General features: G+C 62.8%; 11 protein-coding genes. 3 read left to right on the forward strand and 8 right to left on the reverse strand.

Annotated elements, in window-relative coordinates; all coding sequences use genetic code 11:
• Positions 1–30 precede the first annotated feature (30 nt).
• The 8 genes from PMI35_RS00110 to PMI35_RS00075 form a co-directional block, all read right to left on the reverse strand.
• Positions 31–1467, reverse strand: coding sequence for a sigma-54 interaction domain-containing protein (locus PMI35_RS00110; RefSeq protein ID WP_008066734.1), 1437 nt, complete (start codon positions 1465–1467; stop codon positions 31–33).
• Entirely contained in the window at positions 1464–2594 is a 1131-nt protein-coding gene (locus PMI35_RS00105; RefSeq protein WP_008066736.1) for a PAS domain-containing protein, read from the reverse strand. Before PMI35_RS00105 ends, PMI35_RS00110 begins: the two co-directional genes overlap by 4 nt.
• 642 nt (positions 2595–3236) lie before the next feature.
• Positions 3237–3656 (reverse strand): organic hydroperoxide resistance protein, encoded by a 420-nt coding sequence (locus PMI35_RS00100; RefSeq protein WP_008066738.1) that lies wholly within the window; start codon positions 3654–3656, stop codon positions 3237–3239.
• A 162-nt stretch (positions 3657–3818) separates the two neighbouring features.
• Entirely contained in the window at positions 3819–4586 is a 768-nt protein-coding gene (gene phnE, locus PMI35_RS00095) for a phosphonate ABC transporter, permease protein PhnE (RefSeq protein WP_008066741.1), read from the reverse strand.
• Positions 4583–5410 carry a PhnE/PtxC family ABC transporter permease gene (locus tag PMI35_RS00090; protein WP_008066743.1) on the reverse strand — a complete coding sequence of 276 codons (828 nt, stop codon included), beginning with the start codon at positions 5408–5410 and terminating at the stop codon, positions 4583–4585. The genes phnE and PMI35_RS00090 overlap by 4 nt, the downstream gene beginning before the upstream one ends.
• Positions 5404–6201 (reverse strand): phosphonate ABC transporter ATP-binding protein, encoded by a 798-nt coding sequence (locus tag PMI35_RS00085; protein WP_008066744.1) that lies wholly within the window; start codon positions 6199–6201, stop codon positions 5404–5406. Before PMI35_RS00085 ends, PMI35_RS00090 begins: the two co-directional genes overlap by 7 nt.
• Entirely contained in the window at positions 6198–7049 is an 852-nt protein-coding gene (locus PMI35_RS00080) for a putative selenate ABC transporter substrate-binding protein (protein ID WP_008066746.1), read from the reverse strand. The genes PMI35_RS00085 and PMI35_RS00080 overlap by 4 nt, the downstream gene beginning before the upstream one ends.
• 105 nt (positions 7050–7154) lie before the next feature.
• The gene (locus PMI35_RS00075) at positions 7155–8024 is read right to left on the reverse strand and encodes a LysR substrate-binding domain-containing protein (RefSeq protein ID WP_008066748.1); all 870 of its coding nucleotides are present in this window, start codon (positions 8022–8024) and stop codon (positions 7155–7157) included.
• 136 nt (positions 8025–8160) lie between these two features.
• On the opposite strand from PMI35_RS00075, the gene PMI35_RS00070 reads away from it, so the two are divergent.
• The 3 genes from PMI35_RS00070 to PMI35_RS00060 are packed head-to-tail and all read left to right on the forward strand — an operon-like array spanning position 8161 to position 11231.
• Positions 8161–9213 (forward strand): agmatine deiminase family protein, encoded by a 1053-nt coding sequence (locus PMI35_RS00070; protein WP_008066750.1) that lies wholly within the window; start codon positions 8161–8163, stop codon positions 9211–9213.
• A 4-nt stretch (positions 9214–9217) separates the two neighbouring features.
• The gene (gene aguB / locus PMI35_RS00065; protein ID WP_008066752.1) at positions 9218–10126 is read left to right on the forward strand and encodes an N-carbamoylputrescine amidase; all 909 of its coding nucleotides are present in this window, start codon (positions 9218–9220) and stop codon (positions 10124–10126) included.
• A gap of 1 nt (position 10127) precedes the next feature.
• A complete protein-coding gene (locus PMI35_RS00060) occupies positions 10128–11231 on the forward strand; it encodes an extracellular solute-binding protein (RefSeq protein ID WP_008066754.1) in 1104 nt (367 codons plus the stop codon).
• The last annotated feature ends 510 nt before the right edge of the window (positions 11232–11741 follow it).

Below are 11741 nucleotides of genomic sequence, written 5' to 3' on the forward strand. Positions count from 1 at the left end.
GCAGCAACGGATATGTACTCCATCCCCCAATCAATCCCGCTGCAGCTTACGAATCAAAGTCCCTATATCAATCCCCAAATGCTGCGCAGCCTTACGCTTACTCCCACACAAATGCACCGCCCGCAAAATCACCTGCCGTTCAAAATGCTGAACCTGAAGCTTGAGGTTCTGCTGAGGGTCGTCCAGGGTTTCATCCTGCACGACCAAGGGCGCCGACGGTTCCCGGACGCGCACCGGTTGCAGCAGTTCTGCCGGCAGGTGATGCTCCTGCGCCTCATCGTCCGCCAGCACCGCCAGGCGTTCGAAAATGTTCACCAGCTCGCGAATGTTGCCGGGGAAGTCGTAACTCATCAGGCGCTTGCGACACCCGGCGGACAAGCTCAGGGACGGTACGCGATCGCCATTGATGCGGCTCAGCAGGATGTCGATGAGGAACGGCAAGTCATCGCGGTGCTGGCGCAGCGGCGGAATCTCCACCGGCAGCACGGCGAGACGATAATAAAGGTCGGCGCGAAACTCACCCAGGTCCACCAGATGCCGCAAATCCTTGTTGGTGGCGGCAATGACCTGTACCTGCACCGATTTGCTCAACGGCGAACCGACCGACTGGATCGTGCTGTCTTCGAGAAACTTCAGCAGCTTGGCCTGCACATGCAACGGGATCTCACCGATCTCGTCGAGGAACAAGGTGCCGCCGGACGCCGCTTCGATATAGCCTTGCTTTCCGCCCTGCAGTGCGCCGGTGAAGGCGCCGCGCTCATAGCCGAACATCTCGGACTCGAACAGGCTTTCCGGAATGCTCCCGCAATTGACGTGGATGAACGGACGATCCCCCCAGCCGGCCGCACGATGGATGTGCCGGGCGATGGCGGTCTTGCCGACGCCCGGCTCACCCAGCAGCAACAGGCGCGCGCGCCGACGGAAAGCGCGCACGCCGGTGTCGGCGATGCTCGACAGCTGCGGTGACAGGTGCAGGGCGTTGTCCTGGGGATCGCGCAGGCCTTGAGGCTCCAGTGGCCGGGTGTGGAGCGATGCGCGGCGCTGCGGCTGGCTGGCGTCGAAGTCTTTCTGGGTGAGCATCCTGAACGGTTTTTCGTAGGCCCCGGTGGGGATCGCGTGGGTACTGCTGAGCAGCACCCGGCCTTCCCGGGAGCGGGTCAACGCACTGTTGCCACCACGATTCAGCGCTGCCAGGAAGTCGTCGTAGTTCAACGCCGAACGCTGGAAAAAATCACTCTCGGACAGACCCACCGCCTGCTGTTTCGACAGCCGGTTGACGCGTTCGGCGGCCAGGTTGATAAACCGCAGCCGGCCTTCGCCGTCCGTGACGATCAACGCCTCGCTGAAGCTGTCGAGCAAGGCATGCAAGGCGGGGGTTTCCAGCAGCGCGCCCAGCACTTCACTGCTGACATTGACCGAGGAGCGCATGCCCATCTGCAAGGTGGGCGGCAGGTTGGTGTCTTTCATGGGTGCAACTCTAGGGGAGTGCGAACGCCCTGGCTTTCGCGAAACACCGCCACGCGCCAGGCCACGCCTTCGCGAATCAGGATGCGCGAGCAATGCACGTTGAAGTTCAGGTCGCGCCCGCTCAGGTCCGGCAGGGGCAGGCTGTGCCAGGTGCGTTCGGGCAAGGCATTGTCCAGCAGCAAACGGGCGATACCGGCGCCATGGGTGATGCCGAAGGTGTCCTCGAAGGCGGCGTTGCGCCATTGCGGTTGCAGGTGTTCATCGATCACCAGCACCGCGTCGGGCACGGCATCGAAGACCCGGCGCAAGGCATCGATGCGTTGCTCGGCATCGTGTTGCATGCGCAACTCCTGGCTGACGTCACGAATGCTGCCCCACATGCGCAGCAACTGGCCATTGACGATGGTGGCCCGGACGTCGTTTTCCACATAGGCGGGCGAGCCGTCGTGGCGGCGATCCACCGACAATGCACCGTCGACATGAAACCTGGCCTCGATCAGGCGCCGCACGAACTCTTCGTTGGCCGGGCTGCGCGGCCAGTACAGGCGCACCGGTTGCTGGTTGAAATCGACATCCGAGGGCATCTCGTACACCTCGGCCATGGCCCGGTTGCACAGGCGCCAATGGGAGTCGTTTTCGAACACCTGACGGACGATTTCATCCGGAGCATGGTTGATGTCCACCGCCTCGGCGAACTCGATGCACCAGTAGGCGACCTTGGCGCTCTGCAGCATCTGGTTCATCACCTCGTTGGCGTTGTGCATTTCCCGCAGCCGGTGCCCCAGCGTGCCCAGCGGAATCTTCAACAGGTGCAGGCGTGCCGGCTGCACGTCGCGCCATTGCATCAGACCGCTGGCAATCACAGGCAGCAGGCCGCCGTTGCGGCGAATCAGGGTCAGTTCCAGGCTGTGGACCAGTTCGTCGGCGGGCGGGTTGGCAAACAGCGCCTGCACCGTGCGCAGCGACTCGAGGCTCAATACGCGTTCGATCGGCTGGTTGAGCAGCTCTTCAGGCGCGTAGCCCAATTGATCGCTCAGGCTGGAGGACAGGCTGAGCAATTGCCCGTCGGCGGCGACGGTACTGGTCAAGGGCTGGGCTTTGTTTACCAGCAAATTCAGGATATCCATCGGTGGATCGGCTCGATTCGGCTAATGGGACCTGGGCACACAGGGCCAGGGCAATTTGACAAGGGCATATCGCATGCCAACTCAAAAGCCACTGAACAGGAGGCAAGGACGCGGTCACGACGCTCAAGTGCTGCGCCAATGCAGCAAAGTGTGCAAAAACGCAGCGCAATCTGGAGAATAATGGGCTTGGAACCAGAGCCTTCGACTATCCGATGAGTGACCGAACAGCGAGTAACGGCCAATATTATTTTTCCGAACTTCGGCCATTTTTGCAGGACGAAATCGATCTAAAAATACCCTCCCACACACCGAGTGTTTTGCTAATCTGAGGTTGTAGGTGAAAACGCAGACTGATGCGCAAGCGGATAGCGAGGACGCGTGGGGCGCGCTCCGAAGGGTACACGGTTAGAAAGATCTCCGCGCTGAGATCCAGCCCTTATGCCGTGTGAAGCAGGGCAGCGCTTATTGCTGTTGCTGTGAGAGTCCTGATAAACCTCGTAAGCCAGAGACCAGCGCTGGCCACCTACTTGGCTCTTGAAGCCGACTTGTGCAGCTGAATATATGCAGCTAGCCAAGATCAAATGCCCCGACTTCCGGGGCATTTGTTTGTCTGGCATTTACTACCGAATATTCAATACCGGCTTACACAAGGTTGATGGTGACATCGATGTTGCCACGGGTTGCCTTGGAGTACGGGCAGGTCTGATGCGCCGCGTCCACCAGCCTCCGGGCCAGCACAGGGTCCAGGCCCGGCAGGCTGACATTCAGGCGCGCCTGAAGGAAGTAGGCGTTGCCGGTATTGCCCAGGTCCACTTCGGTGGCAACGCTCACGTCCGCTGGCAAGCTCACCTTCAACGCGGTGGCTGCCTTGCCCATGGCGCCGATGAAGCAAGCCGACCAGCCCGCACCCAACAGCTGTTCCGGATTGGTGCCGCTGCCGGAAGAGCCGGGCGGGGACAGCTTGATGTCCAGGCGCCCGTCGTCGCTGCGCGACTCACCTTGACGGCCGCCGGTGGTGACGGTCTTGCCGGTGTAAAGGACGGTTTCGATTTGATTGACCATGGAAAGGCTCCTGCTGAGGTTGGGGGGCTTCAGCTCTGGCTGAAATGCGACCCGCCCACTGTTTCATCTCCATGTCAGGCGAATGTGTCTTGAGTCGACGATTGTGTATCGCTGTGTAGGTTCGCCAGCGATCAATACAGACTGATACAAATCACCGGGACGTCAGGCTTTCACCCAACGCTGGCGACTCCAGCTGCTCAGGGTGTCGACGGCAAACACCAATACCAGCATCGCCAGAATGACCGTGCTGGCCTGGGCCTCCTGGAACAGGCTGAGGCTCAGGTAAAGCATTTGCCCCAGGCCGCCGGCGCCGACGAAACCGAGCACGTTGGCCATGCGGATATTGTTTTCCCAGCGGTAGAGGATGTAGGCCAGCAACTGCGGGAACAGATTGGGTAGGGTGCCATAGCAGAATGCAAACACGGCGTTGCCGCCCTGCAGGCGGATCGCATCGGCCGGTTCCGGCGGGGTGTTTTCCAGTGCCTCGGCAAACAGCCGGCCGAGTACGCCGGTGGTGTGCAGCGCCAGCGCGAGGGTGCCGGCATTGGGGCCGAGCCCGGCGGCCAGGACCATCAGCACCGCCCACACCAGCTCCGGAATTGCGCGCAAGGCATTGAGCATCAGGCGCGACAGGCCCTGCAATGGCCAGCCGAATCGACCGGCTGCCGGCAACGCCAGCAGCAAGCCGAACACCGTCGCCAACAGCGTGCCCAGGGCCGACATCGCAAGGGTTTCCAGGGCGCCGCGGGCAATGGCCTGCAAATGCCCTGTGCTCAGGTCCGGGCTGAGAAAACGCTGCACGTAGGCGGCCATCTGTTTCAGGTTGGCGCTGGCGCCCAACTCACCGAGGTCGATGCCCAGGTAGCGGAACGAAGTGAGCACCGCAGCGCCGATGCTCAGCACCAGCAGCAGGTTGACCAGGCGCTTCATGCCAGCCTCCAGCGCAGCAGCCGGCTCAGTTGATCGGCGAACAGCACCAGGACGAGGAAGGTCAGCAACAGGCTGGCCACTTCTCCGCCAGCGAACATGCGCATCGACAGGTCGATTTGCTGGCCCAGGCCACCGGCCCCGACGAAGCCCATCACCACCGAAGCGCGAATAGCGCATTCCCACCGGTACACCGTGTACGACAACAACTCCGCCGCGACATTGGGCAGGATCCCGTAGCAGAACGCCGCGAGCCGACCACTGCCGGCTTGCAGCAGCGCGTGGGCGGGGCGCTGGTCGACCGACTCGAAGATTTCTGCGTAGACCTTGCCCAGCATGCCGCTGTAGGTGATGGCGATGGCCAGAACCCCGGCCGTAGGACCCAGGCCGACGGCGCGCACGAACAGCAGGGCCCAGACGATCTCCGGCACGCTGCGCAGGAATATCAGCACGCCGCGTACCGGCCAGCGCAGCAGTTGCCCCCAAAAACTGGGGCGACCGGCACGGGACGCCGCCGACAGCGACAGGGCGCGGCTGGCCAGCAGGCTGGCGGGGATCGCCAGGAGCAGCGCCAGGGCCATGCCGGCCGTGGCGATGGCCAGGGTCTGCAAGGTGGCTTGCCATAATAGCTGAAGGAATTCTGCGCCATGGGCGGGCGGCCAGAAGGTCGCGACAAAGCGGCCCATCTCGCTCTGGCTGTCACTGGCCAGCAACACCCGCAGGTCCAGTTCGCTCAAGCGCATGCCCGGCCACAACAGGGCAATCGCCAGCAGGCTGAGCAGCAGGCGTGGCCGGGCGGCGGGATCTCGGGTGTCACGGCTCAGCATCGGGGAATCTGCACGCTCAAGGGGGGGACCGGGGCTGGCGAAGGCTGCAACTGTTCGTTGGCGTAGAGGGTGTCGAGCCGCTCGCGGTCGACGGCACTGGCCGGCAGATCGAAGAGGATTTGCCCGTCACGCAAGCCGATGATCCGCGAGAAGTGCGCCAACGCCAGTTCCACCGCGTGCAGGCTGGCGACCAGGGTGACGGCGTGCTCCCGCGCATGCTCACAGAGGACCTTGAGCGTATGGCCGGCCAGCACCGGGTCCATCGCCGATACCGGTTCGTCCGCCAGCAAGACCTCGGGCGCCTGATACAGCACCCGGGCAATGCCCACGCGTTGCAGTTGCCCGCCGGACAATTGCTGGCACTGGGCGAACAGTTTGTCGTGCAGGTCGAGCCTGGCCAATGCCGCGCGAGCCCCGGGAACATCCAGCGGATGCACCAGGTTCAACAGGCTCTTGCCCAACCCCCATTGACCGATTTTCCCCGCCAGCACCGCGGTGATCACCCGCTGCCGGGGTGGCAGCGGCGGCGCTTGATGCACCAGGCCGATGCGCGCGCGCAGGCGTTGGCGCTGGCGGGCCGACAGCTGCCAGGGTTGTTCACCCAGCACCTGCAACTCGCCGATGCCAGGGCGCAGGCCGGTGGCGAGGACGTTGAGCAAGCTCGACTTGCCCGCGCCGGACGGGCCGATGATGGCGACCTGTTCACCGGCTTCGATGTGCAAATCCAGGCTGCGCAGCGCCTGTACGCCGTTGGCGTGGGTGAGGCTGACCCGGGTCAGGTGCAAGGTCATTTGAGCAGGTCGGCGGCGCGTGCGGCTTCCTCGATGCCCTTGTAGTTCTCGGGCCGGGTCTCGATGAAGCGGCTGGCGGCCTGCAAGTCCAGGATCGCTTTTTGCTCGGGGTTCGCCGGATCGAGCGCGAGGAAGGCGGCCTTGATCTTCGCCGCCAGCGCCGGGTCGAGGGTGCCGCGCACGGTCCAGTTGTAGTCGTAGTAGGCCGGCGTGGTGGCAAAAACCTTGACCTTGTCGGTGTCGACCTTGCCCGCCTTGACCAGTTTTTCCCAGACGCTGGCGTTCAGGACACCGGCGTCGACCTTGCCCGCCTGGACCCAGGCAACGGTGGCGTCATGGGCGCCGGAGTAGCCGACGCGACTGAAGAACGTTTCCGGCTTGATGCCGTCCTGCAGCATGAAGTAACGCGGCATCAAGCTGCCCGAGGTCGAAGACACCGAACCGAAGGCGAAGGTCTTGCCCTTGAGGTCGGCGAGGGATTTGACGTTCGGGTCGGCGGTGATGAACTTGCTGGTGAACTGGGCGTCCTGTTCGCGCTGCACCAACGGCATGGCATTACCGGTTTTCAGGCGCGCCTGGACGAAGGTGAAACCGCCCAGCCAGGCCAGGTCGATCCGGTCGGTGGCCAGCGCCTCGACCACGGCCGGGTAGTCGCTGACCGGTACGAACTCGACCTTCATGCCCAGTTGCTGTTCCAGATAAGCGCCCAGGGGCTGGAACTTGCGCAGCAGTTCGGTGGGGGCTTCATCCGGAATGGCGCTGACCTTCAAGGTGTCGGCAGCCTGGGCCAGCAGGGTGGAAAGCGACAGGGTCAAGCCGACAGCCAATGCCAGGGTGCGTTTGAGCATGAAAGTTCTCCGGTTCATGAGCGCAAGTATGTGCAAGCGCCTGACACTCAGGGATAGCTGCCGGGCGCCTTTTGAGGGTAGACGAAGTGCGGCGATGTGTTCCCGCTAGCCGCATTCCGGGCTTTCGCCTTGCAACTGGCGCACCAACCATTCGCTGAAGCTGCGTGCACTGTTCTCACTGTCACGATGGGTCAGCAGGGCCCAGTTCGGCCCGCGGATAGTTTGTTCCACCAACGGTTGCAACAACCCGTTGGCGCAGGCCTGCCGGCTCAATAACTCGCTGACCAGCGCAATGCCGAGCCCCGCGCAAGCCGCATCCAGCAACAGGCCGGGGTCGGAGAAGTTCATCCCCTGATCCTGCTGGCCGACATCGATGCCGGCTTCCACCGCCCAATGGCTCCAGTCCATTTCCCGCTCGCCATGAAGGGTCGTGCGCTGTGCCACAGGCAAGGCTTGCACGCTCGGATGACACGCCGGAAACAGGCGGTCGGCGTGCAGCACCCTGAAGCTGCATTCGGCCTGGGAGCTGATGTCGTCGCGCAGCGCCAGGTCGATGGTCTGGGAGGCCATGTCCGGGACTTCGTCGGTGCTGAAAATCCACAGGTCCACCTGCGGGTGCTGTTGGCGAAAATCGCCCAGGCGTGGCAGCAGCCAGTGACGGGCGAACGCTGGCGTGGTGTTGAGCACCAGCTGGTTGGGTTTCTGGTACTGCCCGAGGCGCCGAATGCCTACCGCCAGTTGTTGCAGCAGCGCCTGGGTGGTGCTGAGCAGGTCATGGCCGGCATCGGTCAGGCTGACGCTGCGCCCGCTGCGGAAAAACAGCGGTTGCTCAAGGTACGCCTCAAGGCTGCGGATCTGCTGGCTGATGGCTGACTGGGTGAGGTGCAATTCCTCGGCAGCCTTGTGAAAACTGCCCAGCCGGGCAGCCGCCTCGAAGCCGCGCAGGGTGCTGAGCGGCGGCCAGTGTTTGAGCATATCGATAAGTTCCTCTAATCAGTTGTGCGCAAAATCCATCGTTTGTTGCGGCGTTTTCACAGCCGTAGCATGCATGACAACGCCGACAAGCTGTTTTTCATTGAACACAATAACTTAACTGAAAGGGCTTTTTGTCATGCAGCAGAATGAATCTTTGAACACCGGTTGGATGATGCCCGCGGAGTGGGCCAGGCACGCCGCGACCTGGATGGTCTGGCCGCACAACAAGGCACTCTGGGAGTCGGATTGGGGCGTCACCCTGCCATTGGTACAGGAGGATTTTGCCCGCGTCGCCAACGCCATTGCCCGTTTCGAACCGGTAAAGATGGTCGTCGACCCGTCGGTGGTCGCCAGTGCCGAACGCTTGTGTGGTCCCAACATCGAATTGATCGAACTGGCGGTGAACGACAGTTGGTGCCGCGACTCCGGCCCGAGCTTCGTTTGCCATCCGCAGCAGGGCCTGGCCGGCGTGAGCTGGCGGTTCAACGCCTGGGGCGGCAAGTCGGCCCATGAACTGGACGAAAGTCTGGCGCGCCGCGCACTCAATCGCCTGGGGCTGCCGTGCTTCGGCACACCCCTGAGCAATGAAGGCGGCGCCATTCATGTCGACGGCGAGGGCACGCTGATCACCACCGAGTCGGTCTTGCTCAACCCCAATCGCAACCCGGGCATGAACAAGGCTGAGATGGAGGAGATCTTTGCCCGTCTGCTGGGGGTGAAAAAGACCATCTGGTTGCCAGGCGATCCAGACTATGTCACCGGTGACATGACTGACGGCCATGTCGATGGCGTTTGCGCATTCGCCCGGCCTGGCATGCTGCTGGTGGACTCCACCCACGATCGGCAATCGGTGTATGCCGAAGTGGCCCGCGAAAACCGCCGTGCCCTGGAGTTGGCCACCGATGCGCGAGGGCGCAGGTTCGAGCTGATCGAACTGTATGAGGCCAGTGAGGCGGTGGACACCGAGGCGCAAGTGTTCTGTGCCTCCTACACCAACTTCTACATCGCCAACGGCGCCATCATCATGCCGGCCTATGGCATCGAGGCGGACAACGCGGCGGCCGAAGTGTTGGCGCAGGCATTTCCCGGACGCGAGGTAGTGCCGGTGCGCATCAATCACCTGGCCCATGGTGGCGGCGGGGTGCATTGCATCACCCAGCAACAGCCGGCCTGGCCGGTGGAGGGTTGATGCCATGACCTTGTTAACCGTCGCCACGACCCAGATGCCTTGCACCTGGGACCTGCAACACAATCTCGATCAGGCCGAGCAACGGGTGCGCGAGGCGGCAGCCCAGGGCGCCCAGGTCATCCTGCTGCAGGAGCTGTTTGCCACGCCGTATTTCTGCATCGAGCAACATCACCGGCATTTACTGTTGGCCGAAGAGTATCGCGACAGTGCGGTACTCAAGCGCTTTGCCGACCTGGCCAGGGAGCTGGGTGTGGTATTGCCGCTGAGCTGGTTCGAGAAGGCGGGCAATGCCTTCTTCAACTCCTTGAGCGTCGCCGATGCCGATGGGCGTTTGCTGGGCGTGTATCGCAAAACCCACATTCCCAACGCCATCGGTTACCAGGAGAAGGAATATTTCAGCCCCGGCGACACCGGTTTTCGCGTCTGGGACACGGCGTTCGGGCGCCTCGGCGTGGGCATCTGCTGGGACCAGTGGTTCCCCGAAACGGCGCGCTGCCTGGCATTGATGGGCGCTGAAGTCCTGTTGTTCCCCACCGCCATCGGCTCTGAACCCGGTTGTGCAACCCTGGATTCGCGCGACCACTGGCAGATGACCATGCGCGGTCACGCCGCGGCGAACCTGCTGCCGGTGGTGGCGGCCAACCGTGTTGGCCGGGAAGCGGCGACCACCGATCCTGACCTGCAGATGAGCTTCTACGGCTCGTCCTTTATCTGCAACCACAAGGGCAAGTTGCTCGCTGAAGCCGACCGCGACAGCACGGGGGTGCTCGTGCAAACCCTGGACCTTGCGGCCATGCGCGAAGAGCGACTGAGCTGGGGGATCTACCGCGACCGCCGTCCGGAGATGTACGGGGCCTTGTTGAGCCAGGACGGTCGCCGGATCAACGCACGCTGGAACAACCAGGGAGACTGATATGCACGCTTCCCATAAACGCCTGCTCACTGCCCTGGGGTTTTCACTGTGCTGCGTCGTGCCGTCGCTGCACGCCGAGGAGAAAACCCTGCGGCTGTACAACTGGGCCGACTACTTTGCCGAGGACACCCTGAGCCGCTTCACCGCCGAAACCGGGATCAAGGTGATCTACGACGTCATGGACGGCAGCGAGACGCTGGAGGCCAAAATGCTCGCGGGCGGCAGTGGCTATGACCTGATCTTCCCCGGCGACACCGTCGCCGAACGCTTGATGCGCGCCGGCAGCCTGCAGCCGCTGGACCGCTCGAAACTCACGGAAGTGGACGACATCGAACCCGGCTTGCAGAAACTGCGTGCACACTACGAGCACGCCAGCCAGGCCACCGTCCCTTACACCTGGGGCACCATCGGCCTGACCTACAATGCCGAGCAAATCAAGCAGCGTCTGCCGGATGCGCCGGTCAACAGCCTGGACATGCTGTTCAAGCCCGAACTGGCCGCGCGATTTGCCGATTGCGGCATCTCGGTGATCGACTCGCCGGACGAAGTGCTGGCAGTGGTGCTCAACTACCTGGGCCGGGAGCCGCGCAGCGCCAAGCCGCAGGACCTGGAGGCGGCGAGCCAATTGCTGCTCAAGCTGCGACCGTACATTCGCAAGTTCCAGTCGCAGCCGGTGACCGACCTGGTCAATGGCAACCTGTGCCTGTCGCTCGGTTACAGCGGCGACATGACCCAGGCACAGCGAACGGCCGATTCGGCCGGCAAGAAATCCATGTTCCAGTACCGCATTCCGCTCGAAGGCACGACGGTGTGGATGGACACCATGGCCATTCCGGTCGACGCCAGGCATCCGGAGTATGCCTATGCGTTCATCAACTTCGTCATGCGCCCACAGAACATGGCCGCCATCAGCAACTTCACCGGCTATCCCACTTCCAACGCCAAGGCGCGCCCGGACGTCGATGCGAGCATGCGCAATAACCCCGATATCTACATCGACGAGGCCACGTATGCGCGGCTGATTCCCGGCAAGGACATCCCCCAGGCGGACATGCGGGCGCGCATGCGTACCTGGACCAAGTTCAAGACAGCCACCGCCCGATGATTTCAGATTCCCGTCGTGGGACAGCGTTGTAGTGCAAGGGGCATCGGGATGAGCCGATGCGCCTTGTGTCATTGGCTGGTGGCGCGCCCGCCGCGGTGGCGGCCCAGCCAGTGAAGGTGGTAAGGGGGCTGCGCACAACTATCGTAGGAGCCCGGCTTGCCGGCGAAGGCGTCCTGGCAGGCGACAATATTTTTCCGGTGTACATATCCATTCCTGCGGTAACGGCCACCTAGGGTTTCGCCCTTACTGTAGGAGCGAGCATGCTCGCGATGGAGGTCAACGATGACGCGGGTAGCCTGATACCCCGCGGTGCTATCAGGTTTTTCGCGAGCATGCTCGCTCCTACAGGGCCCGCCGCGATGGGCCATCCTTGGCCCAGCGCGGCTAAACCGGCATCCATGCCGGTTTACCCACTGCGCAGAACCGGAACGAAGCCTCTCGAGGGGCAAGAAAATCAAAAGCCAGATCAAGATCAAACGCAAAAGCGAGGCGGCCTGCCAGCCGACCTGA

The organism is Pseudomonas sp. GM78 (genome assembly GCF_000282475.1).
GTDB lineage: Bacteria > Pseudomonadota > Gammaproteobacteria > Pseudomonadales > Pseudomonadaceae > Aquipseudomonas.